Raw genomic sequence first — 21406 nt, 5'->3', positions numbered from 1 at the left:
GCGGCTTTCCGCTATCGTTCGTCGAATGGCGGTGTTCGCGATCGGCGACGTCCACGGCTGCGTCGAGGAGCTCGAAGAGCTGCTCGGAATGCTGCCGCTCAAGGACGATTCGACCGTCGTCATGCTCGGCGACTACATCGATCGCGGGCCGTTCAGCAGGCGCGTCCTCGAGACGCTCATGGAGTGGCGGCAGAAGTTCAACTTCGTGACCCTCTCCGGCAACCACGAGGAGATGCTGCGGGAGTTCCTCGACGGATCGAACCCGCAGCGCGTCGCGCGCTTCATCCTCAACGGCGGATCCAGCACGCTCGCCGACTTCGCCGACGAGCACGGCGAGTGGGTCGTTCCGAAGTCGCACATCGCCTTCCTCGAAGAGCTGAAGCTGTGGCACGAGACCGACGACCACTTCTTCGTCCACGCCGGCGTCCCCGACATCGCGCTGAAGGAGCTCGATCCGGTGCGCGACCGCGACGAGCTCCTGTGGATCCGGCGCTCCTTCATCAACAGCAGCCGGAGGTGGGAGAAGCGCATCGTCCACGGCCACACGCCGGTGAACGCGGTGGAGGTCAGCGCCGCGCGCATCAACGTCGACACCGCCTGCGCGTACGGCGGCTTCCTCACCGCGATCGAGCTCCCGAGCCATCGCATCTACTCCGTGCCACGCAAGACCGGGCTCCGTCCGGCGTTCCTCCGCGACAAGACCTCGCGCCGCGCGGCGGTGCGTTTCCTCGGCGCGGTCCCCGTCACCATCCACCACGCCAAGCGCGGCGACATCAAGCTCGAGACGCTGAACTACTCCGAGATCGGCATGCTCCTGTGGTCGCCCGAGGAGGCCGACCGCGCGACCCAGCTCCTCGAACAGGGCGAGACCGTGAAGGGCCTCGTCGGCGACGGGTGGCAGGTGCCGTTCGAGGCTCGCGTCGTTCACTCGCGCAAGCAGAGTGACGGCTGGCAATACGGTCTCGCCGTCGAGCTGCAGGGCTGATGACGGCTGCGCCGCAAAGCGGGGCAGCCACCACGCCGGCGGGTTATCCCACCGTCGGAACCGTCATCAATGGGAAATACCTCGTCGAGAAGCTGATCGGCGAAGGCGGCGTCGGCATCGTCGTCGCGGCGCAGAACGTGGAGCTCGGCGACCGCGTCGCGCTGAAGTTCCTGCGGAAAGAGATGCTCGAGCGGAGCGACGTCGTCGGCCGCTTCATGTTCGAGGCGAAGGCGGCCTGCTCGATCAAGAGCGAGAACGTCGCGACCGTGTTCGACGTCGGCCGCACCCCCGAGGGCGTGCCGTTCCTCGTCATGGAGTTCCTCGAAGGCCGCGACCTCGCGAGCATCATCGCGGAGAGCGGCTCGCTCGAGGTGCGCGACGTCGCGGAGTGGGGCATGCAGACGTGCGAGGCGCTCGCCGTCGCGCACGCGAAGGGCATCGTCCACCGCGACATCAAGCCGGAGAACCTCTTCGTCGAGGTCCGGAACGGCATGCGCTCGATCAAGGTTCTCGACTTCGGCATCTCGAAGGTCGCGCTGACCGGCAACTTCCTCTCGAGCAGCATCCCGCTCGTGAAGACGCAGAACATGATGGGCACGCCGCTCTACATGTCGCCGGAGCAGGTGCGCTCGCCGGAGCAGGTCGATCCGCGCACCGACATCTGGTCGCTCGGCGTCGTCCTCTACGAGGCGCTCACCGGCGCGCTGCCCTACGTCGCCGACACGATCACCGAGCTCTGCGCCGCGATCCTCGAGCAGCCGACGACGCCGATCGTGAAGTACCGGAACGACCTCCCTCCCGACCTGATGCGCGTCATCGAGCGCTGCCTCGAGAAGGACATGGAGAAGCGGTACCAGAACGTCGCGGAGGTCGCGCTCGATCTCCTGCCGTTCGCGCCGAAGCGCGCGCGCATCTGCGCCGAGCGCGCGGGCGAGGTGCTCGTCGCGGCGGGCATGGCGGAGCCCGCGTCGGTCCGCTTCAACAGCTCGTTCCCGTCGGCGCTCTCGACCGGCTCGCTCCCCGCCGCCGCGAGCGGCGCGTACCTCGTCGCCCCGCCACCCGCGAGCCTGCCGAGCGGCCTCTACCCCACCAACGCCGCGATCACGATCGCGGGCGACCCGCTCCCCGACGCGCCGCCGAAGGGAGGCAAGACGAAGGTCGTCGCCGCCGCGGCGGCGATGGTCATCGGACTGGTCGGGATAGGCTTCGTGCTCCGGACCCGCGCCGAGACGCCGGCGCCGGCGACGCCGCCAGCGCAAGCACAAGCGATCCCGCCGCCGGCGACGCCCGAGAAAGAGCCGCCCGTCGCGGTGGCCGAGCCGGTCACGCCGGAGCCGAGCGCGAGCGCGAGCGCGCCGCTGGTGCCGGTCCCGGTGCGCGCGCTCCCGCCAAAAGCGAAGCCGAAGCCCGCGGCGGTGTCCTCGACCGTATCGAGCGCCAGCCCGGAGAAGAAAGCGGATATCATCGACATCGGTTACTGATGAAGCCGACGTCATCCGTCGCAGCGCTCACCATCGCGCTCGTCCTCACCACCACCGTCGCCCGCGGCGACGAAGACCCGAGCGCGATCGCGGCCGCGCGCGCGATCGGGACGGAGGGCCTCCACCTCGCCGAGGCCGGCAACTGCAAGGACGCGCTCGAGAAGCTCGATCGCGCCGAGCGCCTGCACCACGCGCCGACGACGCTCGAGAAGCTCGGCGAGTGCAACATCCTGCTCGGCCACCTCGTCCTCGGCGCGGAGCAGCTGCGGCGCCTCACGCGCGAGCCGCTCGATCCGAAGGCGCCCGCTCCGTTCGTGCAGGCGAAGGCCCGCGCGCAGAAGCTCCTCGACGAGACGATGCCGCGCATCGCGCAGCTCCGCCTCGAGGTCACGGTCGCGGCGGGGGTCACGCCGACGGTGACGATCGACGGCGAGCTCGTCCCGCCCGCGCTCGTGGAGATCGATCGACCGACCGATCCCGGCCCCCACGTCGTCGAGGCGACCGCGCCCGGACACAAGAAGGTGTCGCAGGCGATCGAGCTCAAGGAGGGTGAGCGCCTCACGATCAAGCTCGCGCCGGAGCCGGAGCCGACCGCGGACGCCCCGCCGCCGCCGGTCCTCGCCCCTCCCGTCGCGCCGCCGCCGGAGCGCCCGATCGATTCACCGCCTCCGCCGCCGCCCGAGGACTCGAGCACGATGCGCGTCGTCGGCTGGTCGCTGCTCGGCGTCGGGGCGGCGGGGCTCGTCACCGGCGTCGTCGCCGGCGCGCTCGGCCTCGGGACGAAGTCGAGCCTCGACGAGTCGTGCGGCCCGGAGAGGTTGTGCGATCCCGATCAGCGAGGCCGCCTCGATCGCCTCCAGACGGAGGCGACGATCGGCACGATCGGCTTCGTCGTCGGCGGCGTCGGCCTCGCCGGCGGCGCCGCGGTCCTGCTCTTCGGACCCAAGATGAAGAGCGCGGCCGGCCTCGGCCTCGGTCCGGGCAGCGTGAGCTGGCGAGGGACGTTCTGATGCGCCGCGCCCTCTTCGCCGCCCTCGCGCTCGGGACGTTCGCGTGCAGCGCCGTCCTCGGCGTCGACGACTTCTCGATCCGACCGCCGCCCGCGGACGTGCCCGACTCCGGCCTCGACGTCGCCGACACGAGCACGATCCCGGACAGCGTCGCGCCGATCACGGAGACGGGCGTCCCGGGCGAGTGCAAGGTCAATGCAGACTGCATGGGACGCGGCGAGTTCTGGGTCTGCCGCAAGAGCGATCAGGCCTGCGTCTCGCTCCAATCGCAGGACTGCTCGAAGATCGTCGGCTCGTACAAGGACGACAACGCGATCATCATCGGCTCGGTGCTGCCGACGACGGGCGACGACCTCACGAGCGGCGTCCCGATCGAGAACGCGATCGCGCTCGCGATCCAGGACTTCAGCGGCAACGGGCACCTCCCGCCGCGGCCCGGCACGACCGCGCGCCGGCCGCTCGTCCTCGTCGGCTGCACCGACGCGAGCGACGACGACGTCGCGGTGCGCGCGGCGAAGCACCTCGCCGAGGGCCTCGAGGTCCCCGCCATCATCGGCGCCGCCTTCAGCGGGATCACGATCAAGGTCGCGACCGACGTGACGATCCCGGCCGGCACGCTCCTCATCTCCCCGTCGGCGACGAGCGTCGCGATCACGGGCCTGCAGGACGACGGGCTCGTCTGGCGGACCTCGCCCTCGGACGTCATCCAGGCGCAGGCCGACGTGAAGTTCTTCCCCTGGCTCGAGCAGCAGGTCCTCGCCGGCGCCACGCGCGACATCAAGGTCGCGATCGCGAACAAGGGCGACCCCTACGGGCGCGGGCTCGCGGAGTCGGTGAGCGAGTCGCTCGTCTTCAACGGCAAGGCCGCGCTCGCGCAGATCGGCTCGCCCCGCAACTTCGCGATGTTCGACTACGGCGACGCGACGCCCAAGTACACCGAGGCCGTCACCGGCATCGCGACGATGAGGCCCGACGTCGTGTTCCTCTTCGGCACGACCGAGACGTTGACCGAGCTGATGAAGGGGATCGAGAAGGAGTGGCCCACCGGCGTCGATGCGCCGCCGCGCCCGCGCTACATCCTCGCCGACGGCTCCCTCGTCTCCGAAGCGACCGCGATCGCGAACGGCAACCCCGATACGCCCGACTACTCGAACGGCAACCTGCGAAGGCGGATCGTCGGGACGATCCCCGGGACGAGCAACACGAATTTCCTGAAATTCCAGACCCTCTACAACGCGAAGGTCACGGACGGCACCTCCCCGTCGACCGGCGGCGCGGCGAACGCGTACGACGCGCTCTACAACATCGCGTTCTCGATCGTGGCCGCGGGCGACAAGCCGATCACGGGCAAGGTGATCGCCGAGGGCTTCGCCAAGCAGGTGATGAAGGGCGCGGGCAACCTCGACGTCGGGTTCACGAACATCAACACCGCGTTCCAGAAGCTGAGCGCGGGCCAGGGCTTCGACTTCAACGGCGCGTCGGGGCCGCTCGACTACGACCTCGAGACCGGCGAGGCGCCGTCGGACATCCAGTTCTGGTGCCTGCCGGAGGAGAACGGCATCGCCGGTGGCGGGCGCGCGTCGCCGCTCTTCTACAACGCGCAGACCGAGCAGATGCAGGGCACCTACGAGGCGATGACGCAGTTCTGCAACTTCTGATCGCTCACGTCGCTCATGGCCGCGTCGCGTTGAGGAGCGCGGCGAGCATGTCGGCCTGCTCGATCGTCGCGAAGTCGCGGGTGTCGCGCGCGAGCAGCTGCATCGAGCGCGCGTGCATCTCGGCGATCTTGCGGAGGCCGCCGGCGCGGGTGACCTCCTGCCCCGCGAACGCGCGATCGATGCGGCGGAGCGTGGCCATCGCCGACGCGTACGCGATGACGTCGCCGTGCCGCGACTTCGCGATGCGCTCGATGTCGTCGTCGTAGACGCACGGCACCTCGGCGGAGAACTCGCGCGGCCCGCCCCAGGTGAGGTCGTCGACGCGGGCGGTGACGGTGAAGTGGAACTTCTCGTTCGGCACCCACGCCGGCACGGTGACGCGGAGGATCTCGGTGCGCGCCTCGCCCGCGCGCACGTTGCCGAGGATGACCTCGCCCGCGTCGAGGCGCCAGACCGCCTCGCCGCCCGACACCTCGATCACGTGCGACGGCGCGGGGGTCCCCTCGAACGTGAGCGAGACGCTGCGAAACATCGTCATGCCCGCGGCCGGGATCGCCTCGCGGACCTGCTCGCTCCGCTCGTCGAGGTCAAGGGCGCCGCGCGTCGAGACGACGGCGACGTGGACGCCGCGCTGCTTCAGCTGCTCGACGGCGGCGGCGTCGGCCGGGCCGAGCCCCTGATCGGTCAGCAAGAGGACGCGCTGGTTGACGTTCGCGCCGGCGACGGCGCGGCCGGCGGCGGCGATCGCGGCGGGGAGGTTGCGCGGCGCGCGCGAGGCTCCGCGCATCTGCGTCCCGAGCGCGGCGACGGCCATCGATCGGTTCGACGCGGGCATCGCGGGGACGACCATGCGCGCGCCGCGGGCGTCGACGATCGACACGCGGTCGCGACCGGCGAGGCGCTCGAGCGCGACGTCGGCGAGGGCGGTCGTGTCGGGGCTCGTGCCGTCGAACACGATCGCGACGTTCTCGCCCCAGCGCGCGGTGCCCTCCGCCGCCGGCGCGATGACGTCGACGCGGACGAGGACCTCGCCGCCCCACGAAGGCACGCGCGTGTCGCTCGCGCGCACGACGATCGCGAGCCCCGGCGTCGCGAGGACGTGGGGCTTGCTCGTCTGCGTGAAGCGCCCGTCGGCGGGGAGGATGAAGCCGAGCGGCGCGCGCCACGGCTCGTTCGGGTCCTTCGAGACGACGCGCTCGGGGACGTCGAGGCGATCGTGGAACTCGACGCCGTTCTCGGTGATGACGGACGCGCCGTGGAGGCCCTTCTCCGGGAAATAGACCTTGCCGTCTTTCCCGAGGTACGGCCGCTCGCAAGCGGTGAGCGCGAGGACCGAGACCAGACCGCCGAGCAAGAGCCGACGCACCCGAGGAAGTATAGAGACGATTTCGCGCGGCGCACCGCGCACACCGTCCCCTCGAGCGGCGCGGCGCCCGTCGTCGAAAGTCGCAACACCCCGGCGTCACGCGCGCTGGCCGGCGAAGAAGCGCACGAGGTCGCGGCGGCTGGCGACGCCGAGGGCGCGGAGGGCGTGGCCGAGGCGGCGGGTCACCGTCTGGACGGAGATGCCGAGCTCGTAGGCGACGTACTTGAGCGAGTGGCCCATCGCGACGAGCCAGACCACGTCGCGTTCGAGGTCGTCCAGCGTCGCCAGCTCGTGGCCGTCGATGGTGTTCTTGCGCGCGAGGAGGAGGCGCTTCCCGTCGCGCTCGTCGATCTCCACGATCGACCATCGACCGGCGACGAGGGCGCGCCAGAGCTCGAGCGCCTCCGCGTCCGACGTGCGACGCAACCTCGCGCGCTCCATCCGCTGCACCGCGGCAGCGAGCTCGCGACGATGCGACACCGCCGCCCCCACCGCATGAACGACGCGCCCGCTCGGCGTAAGCACCGCCTCCGTCGCAGCGTCGCCCGCGGCCGGCGGCACGGCGACGCGGCCGCTCGCGCGGAGCGCCGACTCGGCCGGCGGCGCGGCGGCGCGGCGGCGCGTCGTGGTGGCGGGGGGTGCGAGGGTGTCGCGAAGGCGGAGGGCGGCGCCGAGGTGGGCGGCGACGAGGCCGAGGCGGCGGGCGATGCGGCGCTTCGGGTATGGGTCGGTCGCCGTGACGCGGCCGGCGCCGAAGACGGCGACGTTCACCGCGCGCCGCCGCGGGTCGCCGCCGATGAGCGCCCACATCGCCGGCAACGCGCAGCCGGCGCGGTCCTCCACCTCCGTGCGCGTCGTGCCGAACGCGGCCACGAGGCGCTCGAGCCGGTGCGCCGCGTTGCCCGCGAACTCGGTCGGCTCGTAGATCGCGCGCGCGAGGCGCGGAGAGAACGACGACGTCAGCGCCGCGATCGCGTCGACGTCGGACGCGGCGGCGCCGCTCACCGCGCGCGCGGTCAGGCACGGCTTGCCGCGCAGCGCGACGATGTACGCGGCCACGCCGCCGCCGACGTCGAGCGCGGACGCGGCGTCCGCGATGCCCGAGAGCCACGCCTCGTCGGTCGGCGCCCAGCGGTAGGCCGCCTCGACGATCCGCGACGCGCGACGGTCACCGGCGATCATGTCTCCGCGAAGCGCCGAATGAGCTCGTAACGCGAACGCGCCCCGACCTTGCGGAGGACGCTCGCGACCTGGTTGGCGACGGTGCGCTCGGAGACGAAGCGCGCGCGCGCGATCTCGCGGTTCGACGCGCCGCGGACGACGCCCGCGAGCACCTCACGCTCCGCGCGGCTGAGCGTGACGCCGGACGGATCGGAGTCGCGCGAGCCCGGCCACGTGAACAGGACCAGCTCGTCGACGCCCGCCGCCAGGCGCGCCGCGGCGAGCCCGACCGGAGCTGCGAGCTCCGGCCGCACCCGCTTCTTCTTGGTGGACGCCCCGACGGCCACGACGGCCCGTATTCTTCCACCCCGCGCACGAGCCGAGAATAGTCATTTCTTCCGCAGCCCCGCGACTCCCGCCCTCTCGGGGGCCCGGGGCGGCGGAGCGCGCCCCGCGCGCGGAGAGACCCCGGCGGGAGAGCAAGAAGACTCACTCGAGGAGCGCGAGCAGGTCCTCGCGCGTGACGCCGGCGGCGGCGCCGGCCTCGCCGAGCGCGACGTCGGCGAGCGCGCGCTTCTTCTCCTGCAGCGCGAGGATCCGCTCCTCGACCGTGTCCTTCGCGACGAGGCGGTAGACCATCACCGGGCGGTCCTGCCCGATGCGATGCGCGCGATCGGCGGCCTGATCCTCGGCCGCGGGGTTCCACCAAGGATCGAGGAGGAAGACGTGATCGGCGGCGGTGAGGTTGAGGCCGGTGCCGCCCGCCTTGAGCGACGCGATGAGGACGGGCGGTCCGCTCGGATCCTGGAACGCGTCGACGACCGCGCCGCGGTCCTTCGTCGAGCCGTCGAGGCGCGTGAAGCGGATGCCGGCGGCGCGAAGGTGCGGCTCGACGAGATCGAGGAGGCTCGTCCACTGCGAGAACACGAGCGCCTTGTGTCCGCCCGCGGCCGCGTCTTCGAGCGCGCCGAGGAGCGCCTCCACCTTCGAGGAGCCCTCCGCCTTCTGTCCCGGCACGAGCGCGGAGTGACACGAGGCCTGGCGCAGACGGAGGAGCGCCTCGAGCGCGGCGAGGACCCCAGCCCCCTCGGCGAGCTTCGCCGCGAGCTCCTTCTTCGTCGCCGCGCGCACCGCGTCGTAGACGATCCGCTCCTCCTCATCGAGCTCGACGTGGAGGACGACGTCCGTGCGCGGCGGGAGCTCGGGGAGCACGTCGCGCTTCATCCGCCGCAGGACGACGGGACGGATCTTCGCGCGGAGCCGCGCGGCCGCGTCCTCGTCGTGACTCGCGATCGGGGACACATAGCGATCCTGGAAGCTCGCGCGCCCGCCGAGGAGGCCGGGGTTCGCGAACGTCATCACGCTCCACAGCTCCTCGAGGCGGTTCTCGACCGGGGTGCCGGAGAGGGCGAGCTTGAAGTCGGCCGAGAGCGCGAAGGCCGCGCGCGCGGTCTGGCTCGCCTCGTTCTTGATCGCCTGCGCCTCGTCGAGGACGACGGTGTCCCAGCTCTCCTTCGCGAGGAGCTCCGCGTCGATCCGGAGCACGGCGTAGGTCGTGAGCGTGACGTCGGCCTTCGGATCGAGCGCGCGCGTCGGGCCGTGGAACACGTGGACCGAGAGGCCGGGGCGGAAGCGCGCGAGCTCCGCCTGCCAGTTGTAGACGACGCTCTTCGGACAGACGACGAGCGCGCGCCTGCCCGCCGGCAGCGCGCAGATCGCCTGCAGCGTCTTGCCGAGGCCCATGTCGTCTGCGAGCACGCCGCCGAGCCCCGCGCCGCGCAAGAACGCGAGCCAGTCGACGCCGCGCGCCTGGTAGTCGCGGAGCGTCGCGTGGAGGTCCGCCGGCAGCGCCGCCTTCGGGATCCCCTCGAACCCGTCGAGGACCGGCGCGAGCTTGCTCGTCACCGCGGGGCGCGGCTCTCCGAGCGCGTCGGCGAGCGCGGCGAGATCGACGAAGGCAGCGCGCGGGAGCTTCTTCGTCTCGGGATCGCGCGCGGCGAGGAGATCGGCGACGCGCGCGCCGTGCTGCGCGAGCCAGCCCGCGGGGAGCGGCGCCCAGCCGCCGCCGTCGAGCGGCACGACGTCGAGCCCGTCCTTGTACGCGCGGAGGACGAGCGCGAGGTCCGCCTTCTTGCGCTGCCCCGTCTTGTCGTCGACGACCTCGCTCTCGAGCTCGACGTCGAACGCGCCGTCGTCGGTGACGACGAGGCGCGCGTGGAGCGGCGCGCCCTCGAAGACCTCCGCGTGCTCGTGCTCGCCGACGAGGTCCTGGAACGCGCGGATGCGGGCGGCGAAGCGCGTCGCCTCCGCGCCCTGGAAATGGACGCGGCGGCCGAGCACGAGATCGAGCTCCGCGCGGAGGCGCTGGACGAGCGCGCGCTCCTGATCGAGCTTGCGGACCGGCACGTCGCCGCCGCGCTTCAGCGAGACGACCTGATCGCCGTCGACGCGCGCGATCGGAGGATCGCCGTAGACGAGGAGCGGGAGGACGCTCAGCGTGTGGCCCTCGACGTGCGAGAGGTCGAGCTCGATGCGGGGGCGCGCGTGGACGGACTTCTTCGCGAGGCGTGTCGTCGCGATCGTGACCTCGATCGACTTCTCGAGCTCGGGGATGACGCGGGTGACGAGCTCGGTCTCCTCGTTGCGCGCGAACGTCCGCACGAGCGGGAGGCGCTCCAGCCGCTCGCCCGTCGTCGACGTCTCGCCGAGGGGCCGGAGGATCGAGCTCACCTTCGCGACGCCGAGCGCGACGACGGCCTCGACGCGCGGGTCCTTCTCGACCTTCAGCGTGAAGCCGCCGTTCGGCGCGTCGCTCACCGTCGCGCGCGGCTTGACGCGCTCGGAGGAGGTCCGGATCGGCGCGCCGTCGAGCGTCACGTCGGCCGCGCTCGACAGCGCGTCGAGCACGTCGCTCATGCGCTCGAGCGGGACCTGATCGCGCGACGTCGACGCGACGACGCGATCGATCCGGACGTCGTCGTGCGTCGGCGCGAGATCGCGGTTCTTGATCCGGAACGGATCGGAGGCGACCGAGCCACGGATCGGCTCGTCCGGCTTGCCGGCGCGGACGATGACGCGCGCGAGCGTGAGCCGCCCGTCGCGCGCGGCGAGGCGATAGCCGATCGTGGCGGCCGCGCTCTCGGCGGCGGCGCTCGCGCCCTTCGGCAAGCTCTCGTGCGCGATCGCAGCGGCGGCGACGTGCGGGCACGGATCGACCTTGCCGCCGCAGTCGCACGACCACTCCTCGTCCTCGAAGTAGAGCGTGACGGTCGGTGCGACGGGGTGCGTGGCGGCGCGAACGCGGAACGTCGCCTCACCGTCGCTCTCGGAGGTGCGCGCGACGGCGTTCTCGCGCGCGAGCTTGACCCCCTGCGACCAGATGGCCGGGAGGCAGGCCTTCCGAACGGCGTCGAGCATCAACGCGTGCTTAGCACGGGCGCCGCATTGGGGTAGTCTGCGACAATTATGGGGGGACTCTCTTTTCTCATCGTCGACGACGACACGCTCGTGCGCCGTGCGTTGAGGCAGATGCTGAACCGTTACGGCGCGTGCATCGAGGCCCCGTCGCGAGCGACGGCGGAGCGCGAGCTGAGCAAGGAGTGGGACGGCTTCCTCATCGACGTGCGGCTCGGTGACGGCTCCGGCCTCGACTTCCTCGCGAACCTCCGCGGGCGAGGCATCGCCGCGCCGGCGGTCGTCCTCTCCGGCGCGATGGACCACGAGACGGTGAACTCCGCGGCGACGCTCGACGCGCGCTTCGTGAGCAAGCCGTGCGGCTCGAGCGAGCTCGCGCCCTTCGTCGCGGAGGCGGTCCGGCGAAAGACGCACGACCGCGCGCACGCGATCTGCGAGCAGGCGCGCCAGCGCTGGAACCTCTCGAGCCGCGAGGTCGAGATCCTCGAGCTCGCCGTCCGCGGCAAGACGCGTGCAGATTACATCGAAGAGACCGGCATCGCGCACAACACCTTCAAGACGCACGTCCGCCGGCTGCTGCAGAAGACGGACTACACGAACCTCTCGCTCCTCGCGATCGATCTCCTGAACCAACACTGAGGCATCATGCAAAAGACACTCTCCCGCTCCACCGTCCTCCTCCTTCCGCTCCTCGTCGCGTGCTCTCCCAACCCCTCCGCCGAGGAGGTCATCGACAAGACGACGCCCGCGATCTGCGCGAAGGGCAGGGAGTGTTACGGAGAGGAGAAGTACCTGCAGGCATACCCCGGCGGCGACGACGACTGCATCAAGAGGACGAAGGACGGAGTGAAGGAGAAGCGCAAGGAGGACCTCGACAACCCGTCCGTCTGCACCGACGAGGAGGTCGACAAGTGCATCACCGACCTCAAGGCGGCGCAGTGCAAGGAAGGCGGGCTGCCGGACGTACCGTGCAAGTGCTGAGCGTGACGAGGCTCAGCTCTCGCCCGGCGGCATCGGCGGCGGCGGGTAGCTGACCGGCGCGCCCATCGCGCGGAGGGCGGTGCCGCAGTCGTCGGCGATGAGGCGGTTGCCGGCGGCGCGCGCGAGGTCGCGGAGCTTCTGGTACTCGAGGCGCGCGGCGTCCGCGTCGCCGCGCTGGACGTGGAGGCGGGCGAGGAGCTGGCGCCCGCCGAGGACGTCCCACGTGAAGTCGTTCGACTCGGCGTAGCGGATCCCCTGCATCAGGATCTTGTCCGCGTCGGGATCGCCCGCGAGCGCGTCGAGGAACGCGAGGAACATGCGGTTGTGGCTCGCGAGGCGCTCGTAGCCGAGCTCGTCGCAGAGCGCGACCGACTGCTTCAGCGCGCCGTACGCGCGCGGGTAGTCCTGAAGGACGACGAGCGCGTCGGCGAGGTTGTGGAGGTTGATCGCGACCTCGTACTGCAGGCCGAGGCCGCGCGCGCAGTCGATCGCCTTCTCCGAGTCGAGCGCGGCGGCGCGGAAGTCGCGCGCGAAGTAGTCGATGAGCGCCTTCAGCTTGTGCCGCTCGCAGATCGCGGTCGGCTCGTCGGGGAGGACCGCGCACGCGCGCTCGAAGTGGCGCATCGCGGCCGCGTGATCGCCCGTCGCCGCGTTCGCCTGGACGAGGCTCACGAGGAGCTTGTGCTCCTCCGCCTTCTTCTCCGGCTCGTCGTTCGAGGTGCCGAGCGCGGTCTGGAGGCGCTCGAGGAGCGTCAGCGAGCGCTTGAAGTCGCCCTGCCGCCCGGCGAGCTCCGCCGCCGCGACGAGCGCCGACTTCACGAGCTCCGCGTGACGCTGCGCGATCGCCTCCGCGCTCGTGAGCTGCGCGCGCGCGGCGTCGAAGAGGTGGACCGTGCCGAGGATGCGCCCCGCGTCGATGCGCACGCGGACGCGGCGGCGATCGCCCTCCGGCGTGCCGGCGGGCGAGCCTTGATCGACGCGCGCGATCACGGCCTCGCAGATCTCGAGCGCCTCCGGCATCGCGCCCGTGAACGGCACCGACTTCGCGAGCCCGCCGAACCAGCCGAGCACCACCTCCGCGTCGCGGGTCGAGAGATCGGAGAGCTCGATCGCGCGCGCGAAGTCGCGCGTCGCGGAGTCGTACTGCCCCGCCTCGAGCCGGCGCTCGGCGGAGCGCGCGAACCAGAGCGCGGCGCGATCGCGCTCGCCCGCGGAGTAGAGGTGCGTCGCGATGCGGGCGGAGTGCTCGGCGGGGTGGGCCGGCTCCGCGCCCTGGGCGCCGAGCGCGTTCTCGAGCGCGAGGCCGGCGGCGGCGTGCATCTCGCGCGCGGCCTCGGCCGTGAGCGCGTCGACGACGACCTCGCGCACGGTCGGCGAGGCGAAGCGGAGCTCGAGCGGGCCGGTCTGGACGAGGAAGCCGTGGTCCTTGAGGACCGCGAGCGACTTGTCGAGGATGACCATCTCCGCGTTCGTCATCTGCCCGAGCACGGCCGCGTTGAGCGGATCGCCGAGCACGGCCGCGGACTGCAAGATCGCGCGCGCGCGCGGATCGAGGCGCGCGATGCGCGACGCGACGAGGCCGCGGAGCGTCTTCGGGAGGGAGAGGTCCTGCCCGACGAGCTTCATCGTCACTACGCTGCCGTCGGCGGCGGTGACGGCGCGCGCCTCGGTGAGCGCCTTCAGGACCTCCTCGATCATCTGCGGATGGCCGCCCGCGCGCTCGCGCACGAAGCGCAGGAGCTCGGGCGGCACGCGGCTCACGCCGAGGCGCACCGCGACGAGCTTCTCCGCTTCTTCCGGCTTGAGGTCGGTGAGATCGAGCCGCGTGTGCGACGCGAGCTTCTCGAGCGGATGGCTGAACCCCGCGCGGGCGGAGAGGACGATGAGCGCGCGCGCCTGCGGGATGCGCGCGAGTACCTTGTCGAGGAGCGCGTAGCTGTCGGCGTCCATCGAGCCGGCGGAGTCCCACGCGAACGCGTGCGGGCGGTCCTCGCAGAGGCGCTGCACGATGCGCGTGAACGCGTTCGCGAGGACGCCCTTCGCGTTGCCCGCCGCGGGCGGCCGCTTCCCCGAGCTCGCCGCGCCGAGCGTCGCGAGGACGGCGGAGACCTCGTCGTCCTGGAGGCCGAGCGCGCGGAGGCGCGGGCCGACCTGACGGATGCGCGACTCGGCGTCGCCCTCCGCGATCCCGCAGAGCGTCTGGAGCATGCCCTGGATGCCGGAGAGCGGGAGGTCGGTGCCGCGCGGCAGGCACGTCGCGAGGTACCAGCCGACGTTGTAACCGCCCTTCTGCAAGCGGCGCTCGACCTCGTAGAGGAGGCGCGACTTGCCGGTGCCGTGATCGCCGCGGACGGTGAGCACGCTCGCGGTGCGGCGCGTCGCGGAGGCGAGCATCTCGCCGACGACGCGGAGCTCGTCGCGGCGGCCGACGAACTTGCCGAACGCCTCGCTCGTGCCGCGCACCTCCTTCACGAGGAGCGTCGTCGTCGCGCTCACGCCGGGGCGCGACTCCGCGAGCGTGTCGAAGACGAAGAGGTTGCGGACCTGCCGCATCGCCGACGCGCTGATCGCGCACATGCCCTCGCGCACGCGGGCGAGGTCGCGCGCGGTCGCGACGAGCGCGGTGAGCCGCTCGTCCTCGGTCGGCTTACCGTCGCTCGAGACGTGGATGCGCCCGACGTGGAGGCCCGCGCTCGGCTGGCGCGCGCCCGCGAGCGAGCGGAGGACGACGAGCGCGCAGCGCGTCGCGATCTCGGTGTCGCGTCCGTCGGGATCGTCCACCCCGAACAGGGCCGTGATCTGCTCGACCTCGCGCGTGACGACGCGGCCGCCGTAGCGCGTGATCGTCTCCGCCGCGCGCTCGCCGAGCGACGTCCCCTCCCCCGCCGGCGGGAGCGACGCGCCGCGCGGGGCGGGCAGCTCGATCGCGAGCGCGGTGACCTCGCGGCGCTCGCCGAGCTCCGCCGCGCGCTCGACGTCGACGACGGGCCCCGCGACCTCGACCTTCGTGACGGACGGGAGATCGCGGCGCGAGGCGGGGACCTCGACCGGGGTGCGCTCCTGCGACGGGCCTTGCTCCGCGTCGAGGACGACGTTCGGCGCGGTCTCCTCCGGCGCGCGGAAGCTGCCGAGGAAGTCGGCGAGATCGTGCGCGCTGAAGCGCCGGCGCTGCGAGTAGAGGAACGACAGGAGCGCCTCGTACATGCGGCCCGCGTCGGCGAAGCGATCGTTCGGCTCCTTCGCGAGCGCCATCTTCGCGATCGTGACGAGCTCGGCGGGGATGTCGGCGCGGAGGAGCTCGAGCGGCGGGTACTCGCAGGCCTGCACGCGGCGCAGCGTCTCGAACGACGTCGGCGCGGTGAACGGGTTCACGCCGGTGAGCATCTCGTAGAGCACCGCGCCGAGGGAGAAGAGGTCGCTCCGCGCGTCGATCGCGTCGCCCGACGCGTGCTCCGGGCTCATGTAGCCGTACTTGCCCTGGAGCCGGTGCGAGCGCGTGTCCTCCACCTCCGCCGCCTCGAGCGCGCCGCGCGCCTTCGCGATGCCGAAGTCGGTGACCTTCACCTCGCCCTCGAGCGAGAGGAGGACGTTCTGCGGCGACACGTCGAGGTGGACGATGTTGAGCGGCTGGTTCTGCTCGTCGCGGCGGCGATGCGCGTGGTCGAGGCCCTTCGCGACCTCGGCCGCGACGTAGACCGCCATCTCGATCGGGACCTGCGTCTGCGAGCGCCGGCAGCGCGCGAGGAGCGTGGCGAGGTCGAGCCCGTTCACGTACTCCATCGCCATGTAGTAGGCGTCGGGCGTCGGCATCCCGCCGTGCACGGTGCCGGGGGCGAGGCCGAGGTCGAACACCTGCACGACGTTCGCGTGCGAGAGGCGCACCGCGAGCTTCGCCTCGTGGATGAACATCGAGACGAACTCCTCCGACTGGGCGAGCTCGGGGAGGATGCGCTTGATGACGACGACCTTCTCGAAGCCCTCGACGCCGTAGCTCTTGGCCTTGAAGACCTCGGCCATGCCGCCTTGGCCGAGCCTCTCGAGGAGGCGGTAGCGCCCGAACGTCGTGTTCACGGGAGGTCCACGGCGAACAAGCCCACGTCGAGGTCGGTGAAGACGAACGTCTTGCCGCTGATGATGCCGAAGTCGGCGCGGGTGACGAAGGAGACCGCGTCTTCGAGCGCGCCGCCCTTCGCGGCGTCGACGTACTTGAAGACGAAGCGCCGGGGCGGCGCGCCCGGAGTCACGGCGGCGATGGACGTGAGCGTGAGGACGCCGCTGCCGAGGTCGGCCGAGACCGCGCCGAGCGAGCTCGGATCGAGGCTCAGCGACGCGCCGCCGGCGAGCGGGACCGACTTGAGGTGACCGGTCGTCGACCCGAGCGGAGAGAAGAAGAGGAGGCGCGAGCCGTCGCCGGTGGAGCTGCGGAACGTGCCCGTCGTCGGCGCGAGGATGACGGACGGCGTCGGGGTCGCGCTCGTGACGTCGACGACGTGGAGGTCGCTCGTGTCGCCGCTCCGCTGCGTGCTGTAGATCGCGTGGTCCTTCACCACCGCGATCAGCTCCGCGGTCGTGACGTCGGGCAGGATCGTCGTGACCTCGGGCGTCTCCGCGAACGTCGCCTTCTTGAGGAGGCCGCCGGCGTTGAAGACGACGAGCCCGGCGCCGGTGACCACCGCGCCGTCGAAGACGCCGATCGAGCCGCTCGTCGTGGTGGGCCCGTCGGCGACGAGGAGCCGCCCCTCGAACGCCGGCGTCGTGACGAGGATCTTGGTGCCGGTCGGGTCGGAGCGCCAGTCGGCGAAGATGTCGTTCGCCGGCACGGCGTCGTCGACGCGCAGGACGGCGGGGCCGGTCGGATCGACGGTGACGAGCCGCGGCTGCGTCGTGGTCGGCGAGACGCCCGTGCAATACGCGCCGATGAAGCGATCGCCGACGAAGCCGAGCGAGCCGAAGCAGCCCTGGAGGTTCGCCGCCCAGTTCATCGCGTTCGCGCCCGTGAGCGCGGGCGCGGTCGCGGTCGGCTCCGCCGTCGTCGTCACCGCGATGTCGGTCGCGTCCTCCGTCGCGTCGACGCTGAACGCGACGCGCGTGCCGTCGCGGCTCCCGAACACGAACGCGTCGTGGGTGAGCGTGTCGACCGTCTTCGTGCCGTTCTCGGGCGTCCAGATGTGGATCGCGTCGGCGATGCCTTGCGCGTCGGTCCCGCTGTACCAGGCGACCACGCCGCCGGTCACGTACGCGAAGTCCTCGCCGCCGATCTTCGCCTGGAGCACGATCGGCGGGCCGCCCACGACGGGGACCGCCTCGAGATCGAAGTCGTCGCCGCTCGTGTTGAAGTAGTAGACGACGTGCGGCGACGGACCGCGCGTGACGCCGATCACGCCGATGGCCTCGCCGTTCGTCGGCCGGAGCACGCGCCGCGGATACCCGAACGGCGGCCCCGCGTCGTGCCCGGCGTCCGGCTCGGGCTCGATCTGGCCTGACGAGGAGGAGGACGACGACGAGGACGACGACGACGACGACGACGACGACGCGTCGAGCGGGACGTAGACGGCCTCCGGATCGCTGCCGCACGCGGAGAGCAGGAGCGTCGTGACGAGTGGGGAGAGTCTCTTCATCGAGGGTTCCGGTGCTCAGTGCGCGATATAGACGGGATTCGTGAAGGCGAGCGGCTGAATGGGCATGAACGGGAGCGCGTCGTCCATCGGGCGCTCGCCGCGGGCGATGGCGATGACCCAGTGCGTGCCTTCGGGGACGCTGATCGGGATCTCCTGCTCGAAGCGCAGCGTGCGCGCCTGCGCCTCCTCGAGGGTCCCCTCTTCGCGCCCGAGCTGGAGGGGCTTGGACTGCACCGCGGCCTTGAAGAGCGAGACCGTCGACGCCGCGTTCATGCCGTGGGTGCTCGGCGGCGGCGGGGTCGTCCCGCCGAGGATCTCGACCGACGTGACGTCGAGCCACGGCGCGGCGCGGACCTTGAGCCGCGCGGTCAGGGCGCCGCCGCGCGGGAGCTCCTCGCCCGGGCGCGCGCTGCGTCCGCCCTCGACGAGCTCGAAGTCGACGACGGGGCCGCTCGAGACGATGCTCCGCCCCTTCTTGATCGCGGCGACGACCTCCTTCACGTCGATCGGTCCGCCGCCGTCGCCCGCCGCGCGCGGGTCCACGATCGCGAAGGTGCGGGGATACCCCGCCCACTGGTACTGGATGCGGTGCGAGTCGCTCGAGCCGGTGGCGGGGATCCTTCGCCCGATGTTGAGGAGCGAATACCAATCTTCGATGACGCGCTCGGTCAGCTCGCGGCGGTGCAGCTCGTATCCGTTGTAGACCTCGAGCGTGTCGAACTGCGGAATGTTGCTCGAGCCGCGCCCCGTCTTCGAGTCGTAGTTGATGATGTTGAAGTAACCGATGTTCTGCGGCAGCCGCGGGTGATTGACCTGGAAGACGACGTCCTTGCCGCCGCCGCGGCGCGACGCGGCGATGACGGCGTTGATGCTCGTCCCCTTGAACGGCGGTACTCCGTTGTTCGTGCCATAAGGGAATACGCCGAAGTGGCCAAAGCGCGGGCTGTAGGTCGTGACCTCGATCCCCGGCACCGACGAGAGCTGCCTCCCGACGCGGAGCATTTCGATGTACGGCCCGTAGTCGCCGATGATGTTGTGCTCGGTCGGCACCGCGAAGTCGATGCCCGCCGACACGAGCGAGAGGACGCGGTCCTCCGCCGTGACCGGCGAGTCGAAGCTCGGGCGCGCGTGGACGTGGAGGTCGCAGCCCACCAGCCCCGGCGTCGCGACGACGTGGCGCGGCGCGAGCTCGATCTGCTTCGTCCGCCCGCTCACGATCTCGACGACCTGCGAGTCGATGCTCCACTCCGGGCCGCGCGTGGCGGAGACGCGGTACCTCCCCGAGGGCAGCGGCGTCTTCACCTCGCCCTCGAGGACGTCCATCAGCGGGCCGGCGCCCGACGCGCGGTAGTCGGGGCCGAAGCTCGGATCGAGCGTGCCGTCGATCCCCTTCACGATGAGGCGCGTGATGAGCGGCAGCTTCGTGTCGGCGTCGAAGACCTTCACCGCGAGCTCGCCGCCGGCGGAGACGTCGAGCTTCAGCTCCCACGCCGAGCCCGGCGCGTAGCGCACCGGGAGGCTCGTGTGCACCGCCTCCAGCGCCGCGATCCACTGCACGGAGGTGACCGGCGCGTCGAGCGAGAAGCGGCCGTTCGGATCGACGACGGTGCGGAGGAGCGGGTGCCCTTCTTCATCGAGGCCGATGACGTGGGCGCGCTCGGAGGAGCCGGTGACCTGGCCCGTCACCTTGGCGACGTTCACGCGGACGAGCTGGTAGAGGCGCCCCCACACCGCCTGGCTCGAGGCGCCGACGAGGATGCCGATGTCGAGGCGCGCGGGCTTCCCCGGCGCGGTGCCGGTCGCGCGGCGCATCGCCGTCTCCGTGCGCGACGAGAGGACGAGGCGCGGGCGCGCGCCCTCTCGGTCGGTGTCCGGCGCGGACTCGACGATCGAGAGCGGCCCCTGGGTGGAGAGGAACGCGAACGGATGCACCTCGTCGTCGACGACGACGGTGCGCGCCTGGATGTTCGCGGTGTCGCCGATCTCGCCGTTGCCCGGCACGAACACGGAGCGCCCCTCCGGCGCGAGGCCGAAGCGCAGCGCGTAGGTGTGGTCGGAGCTGCCGGCCTCGTGCGCCACCGCGAGGCTCGCGGTGACGAGGTCCGAGGCGGGGTCCATGCGCAGCTCGAGCGAGCCCGTCGCCCGCTCGTCGCCGAGCTCGATCGGGAAGTCGCCGACGAGGGTGGACTTGTCCTTCACGTGCACGTCGCCGCGCCGCATCGCGAGCGGGCGCTCGACGCCGTCGACGACGAGCGACATCTCGATCTCGACCTGGCTCCGCCCGTCCTTGGCCGACACCTCGATCCGCCCCTGGGTCGGGAAGAGCTGGAACTTCGCGAACGTACCGGTGAGCACGGTCACGTCGCCGCTGCGCGTCACGACCGCGAGGGTGCGCTTGCCGCGCTGCGCGCCGAACGCGACCGCGAGCGCGATCAGCGCCGCGACGATCGCGACGCCGAAGATGTCACGGGAGCTTCTCCCCTCGTCGGACAAGCCTCGATGATAGGCGCCTACGGGGCCGGCGGATACATCCCGCGACAACGCGTCGCCCGCGCGATGAAAGAGGTGCTCGTGGCGCGTGGATGCACGCGGTAGGCGCGGGGCTGAACGCGCGGGCCGGCGAGGAGGCGCATCCTGGCGCCATGGCATCGCGCACCTCCGCCGCTCTCCTCTTCGTGCTCTTCGGCTGCGACTACTCGTACACGAAGGAGGAAGAGGACTCGATCCAGATCGCGATGGAGGACCTCGGCGGCTGCCCGTCGGAAGACCTCGTCGAGCGCGAGGAGCGCGCCGTCGACGTGGACAGGACGACGTGGAGCCGGCAGGACCTCACGCCGCTCTGCTTCTATCGCCTCGAGGGAGTGAAGCGGAACCGGCCCGGGGAGCAGACCTTCGAAGAGCTCCGCGCGAACGCGCTCGAGGAGCTCACGCCGGGTCGCACCGGTGGCCGCCTCGCGACCAAGCCGTTCGATCCCGAAGAGACGCTCCTCCGCACGGCCGATCTCGGCGTCGTGTACGTCCTGCAGTCGCCGGGACCGGAGTGCCCGCAGCCGAGCGACGTGGAGAAGGCGACCGGGAGAGCGACGACCGAGCTCCTCGAGTCCGTGGCGCGGTCGACGTACCGCCTCTGCGACTACGAGGTCACGCGTGAGGTCACGCGTCGTCCGTTCGCGTGCGGCAACAGCGGGGTCTTCTCTCCGCCCTGATCGACGCGCGATCGCGTAGCATCCCGCGATGCGCATGACGTCACGTCCGGCAGCGGTGGTCGCCGTCTTCGCGCTCGTCGCGGGTTGTGGGAGGGCGCAGGTCTCGGCCTCCGGCTCAACCGACTCCGCCGCCCAGGTCGAGCCCGCCGCGTCGTCGCCCCCGCCCGCCGCGTCGTCGGCCGCGCCCGCGGCGTCCGTTGCTCTGGATGAGGCTCCCGACGTGCGCATCTCGCTGGCCGACCAAGCGAGGGGCAGCGTGAGGGTCGGTCAGACGCTGGGCATCCTCACCCCATTGCCGGAAGACTTCCTCGACGAGTACGTGCTCGCGCCCGGATGCTCGCTTGGCGAACCGCTCACGTTCATCTCGCGCGGCCCCATCGGGCGAGAGCTCCTCTGGAAGATCGACGACGAGAGGGTCGGCTCGCACGTGGTCGAGGTCACGCTCATGACGAAGAAGACACGGACGAGCAAGGCGTCGCCCTCGAAGCGCCTCCGCGTGCTCGTCGACGTGACGCGCTAGAGCGCG

General features: G+C 71.7%; 15 protein-coding genes. 8 read left to right on the top strand and 7 right to left on the bottom strand.

Annotated elements, in window-relative coordinates; genetic code table 11:
• Positions 1-25 precede the first annotated feature (25 nt).
• The 4 genes from KF837_30915 to KF837_30900 are packed head-to-tail and all read left to right on the top strand — an operon-like array spanning position 26 to position 5134.
• Positions 26-985: a metallophosphoesterase gene (locus KF837_30915; GenBank protein MBX3231777.1), complete on the top strand. Its 960-nt coding sequence runs from the start codon at positions 26-28 to the stop codon at positions 983-985.
• Positions 985-2466 carry a serine/threonine protein kinase gene (locus tag KF837_30910; protein MBX3231776.1) on the top strand — a complete coding sequence of 494 codons (1482 nt, stop codon included), beginning with the start codon at positions 985-987 and terminating at the stop codon, positions 2464-2466. The genes KF837_30915 and KF837_30910 overlap by 1 nt, the downstream gene beginning before the upstream one ends.
• Positions 2466-3476 (top strand): hypothetical protein, encoded by a 1011-nt coding sequence (locus KF837_30905; GenBank protein ID MBX3231775.1) that lies wholly within the window; start codon positions 2466-2468, stop codon positions 3474-3476. The genes KF837_30910 and KF837_30905 overlap by 1 nt, the downstream gene beginning before the upstream one ends.
• A complete protein-coding gene (locus tag KF837_30900; GenBank protein MBX3231774.1) occupies positions 3476-5134 on the top strand; it encodes an ABC transporter substrate-binding protein in 1659 nt (552 codons plus the stop codon). The genes KF837_30905 and KF837_30900 overlap by 1 nt, the downstream gene beginning before the upstream one ends.
• A gap of 13 nt (positions 5135-5147) precedes the next feature.
• On the opposite strand, the gene KF837_30895 is transcribed toward KF837_30900, so the two are convergent.
• The 4 genes from KF837_30895 to KF837_30880 form a co-directional block, all read right to left on the bottom strand.
• Entirely contained in the window at positions 5148-6500 is a 1353-nt protein-coding gene (locus tag KF837_30895) for a hypothetical protein (protein MBX3231773.1), read from the bottom strand.
• 96 nt (positions 6501-6596) lie between these two features.
• Positions 6597-7682 (bottom strand): helix-turn-helix transcriptional regulator, encoded by a 1086-nt coding sequence (locus KF837_30890; protein ID MBX3231772.1) that lies wholly within the window; start codon positions 7680-7682, stop codon positions 6597-6599.
• A complete protein-coding gene (locus KF837_30885) occupies positions 7679-8008 on the bottom strand; it encodes a helix-turn-helix transcriptional regulator (protein ID MBX3231771.1) in 330 nt (109 codons plus the stop codon). Before KF837_30885 ends, KF837_30890 begins: the two co-directional genes overlap by 4 nt.
• 142 nt (positions 8009-8150) lie before the next feature.
• Positions 8151-11078 carry a DEAD/DEAH box helicase gene (locus KF837_30880; GenBank protein ID MBX3231770.1) on the bottom strand — a complete coding sequence of 976 codons (2928 nt, stop codon included), beginning with the start codon at positions 11076-11078 and terminating at the stop codon, positions 8151-8153.
• Positions 11079-11126: 48 nt separating this feature from the next.
• Between KF837_30880 and KF837_30875 the strand changes: the two genes are divergently transcribed.
• The gene (locus tag KF837_30875) at positions 11127-11714 is read left to right on the top strand and encodes a response regulator transcription factor (GenBank protein MBX3231769.1); all 588 of its coding nucleotides are present in this window, start codon (positions 11127-11129) and stop codon (positions 11712-11714) included.
• A 6-nt stretch (positions 11715-11720) separates the two neighbouring features.
• Positions 11721-12056, top strand: a complete 336-nt coding sequence (locus tag KF837_30870) for a hypothetical protein (protein MBX3231768.1) — start codon at positions 11721-11723, stop codon at positions 12054-12056.
• Positions 12057-12068: 12 nt separating this feature from the next.
• On the opposite strand, the gene KF837_30865 is transcribed toward KF837_30870, so the two are convergent.
• From KF837_30865 to KF837_30855, 3 genes are read right to left on the bottom strand one after another with little or no spacing between them, the layout of a single operon-like run.
• The gene (locus tag KF837_30865) at positions 12069-16127 is read right to left on the bottom strand and encodes a protein kinase (protein MBX3231767.1); all 4059 of its coding nucleotides are present in this window, start codon (positions 16125-16127) and stop codon (positions 12069-12071) included.
• Positions 16124-17674, bottom strand: a complete 1551-nt coding sequence (locus tag KF837_30860; protein ID MBX3231766.1) for a hypothetical protein — start codon at positions 17672-17674, stop codon at positions 16124-16126. The genes KF837_30865 and KF837_30860 overlap by 4 nt, the downstream gene beginning before the upstream one ends.
• 15 nt (positions 17675-17689) lie before the next feature.
• On the bottom strand, positions 17690-20167 hold the full coding sequence (locus KF837_30855) for a PHP domain-containing protein (GenBank protein ID MBX3231765.1): 2478 nt from the start codon (positions 20165-20167) through the stop codon (positions 17690-17692).
• A 149-nt stretch (positions 20168-20316) separates the two neighbouring features.
• Here KF837_30855 and KF837_30850 point away from each other — a divergent pair, with 149 nt between their 5' ends.
• Together KF837_30850 and KF837_30845 are read left to right on the top strand one after the other, a co-directional pair.
• Positions 20317-20880 carry a hypothetical protein gene (locus KF837_30850; GenBank protein MBX3231764.1) on the top strand — a complete coding sequence of 188 codons (564 nt, stop codon included), beginning with the start codon at positions 20317-20319 and terminating at the stop codon, positions 20878-20880.
• A 34-nt stretch (positions 20881-20914) separates the two neighbouring features.
• The gene (locus KF837_30845) at positions 20915-21400 is read left to right on the top strand and encodes a hypothetical protein (GenBank protein ID MBX3231763.1); all 486 of its coding nucleotides are present in this window, start codon (positions 20915-20917) and stop codon (positions 21398-21400) included.
• Positions 21401-21406 lie beyond the last annotated feature (6 nt).

Source organism: Labilithrix sp. (assembly GCA_019637155.1).
Lineage (GTDB): Bacteria > Myxococcota_A > Polyangia > Polyangiales > Polyangiaceae > Labilithrix.
Note: the sequence above shows the minus strand (reverse complement) of the source record. Positions and strands in the feature narration are given on the sequence as shown.

What these genes read in the sequence shown, in the direction of transcription:
- KF837_30915 (MBX3231777.1), top strand. Translation starts at nt 26, where the DNA reads ATGGCGGTGTTCGCGATCGGCGACGTCCACGGCTGCGTCGAGGAGCTC.
- KF837_30910 (MBX3231776.1), top strand. Translation starts at nt 985, where the DNA reads ATGACGGCTGCGCCGCAAAGCGGGGCAGCCACCACGCCGGCGGGTTAT.
- KF837_30905 (MBX3231775.1), top strand. Translation starts at nt 2,466, where the DNA reads ATGAAGCCGACGTCATCCGTCGCAGCGCTCACCATCGCGCTCGTCCTC.
- KF837_30900 (MBX3231774.1), top strand. Translation starts at nt 3,476, where the DNA reads ATGCGCCGCGCCCTCTTCGCCGCCCTCGCGCTCGGGACGTTCGCGTGC.
- KF837_30890 (MBX3231772.1), bottom strand. Translation starts at nt 7,682, where the DNA reads ATGATCGCCGGTGACCGTCGCGCGTCGCGGATCGTCGAGGCGGCCTAC.
- KF837_30880 (MBX3231770.1), bottom strand. Translation starts at nt 11,078, where the DNA reads ATGCTCGACGCCGTTCGGAAGGCCTGCCTCCCGGCCATCTGGTCGCAG.
- KF837_30875 (MBX3231769.1), top strand. Translation starts at nt 11,127, where the DNA reads ATGGGGGGACTCTCTTTTCTCATCGTCGACGACGACACGCTCGTGCGC.
- KF837_30870 (MBX3231768.1), top strand. Translation starts at nt 11,721, where the DNA reads ATGCAAAAGACACTCTCCCGCTCCACCGTCCTCCTCCTTCCGCTCCTC.
- KF837_30860 (MBX3231766.1), bottom strand. Translation starts at nt 17,674, where the DNA reads ATGAAGAGACTCTCCCCACTCGTCACGACGCTCCTGCTCTCCGCGTGC.
- KF837_30850 (MBX3231764.1), top strand. Translation starts at nt 20,317, where the DNA reads ATGGCATCGCGCACCTCCGCCGCTCTCCTCTTCGTGCTCTTCGGCTGC.
- KF837_30845 (MBX3231763.1), top strand. Translation starts at nt 20,915, where the DNA reads ATGACGTCACGTCCGGCAGCGGTGGTCGCCGTCTTCGCGCTCGTCGCG.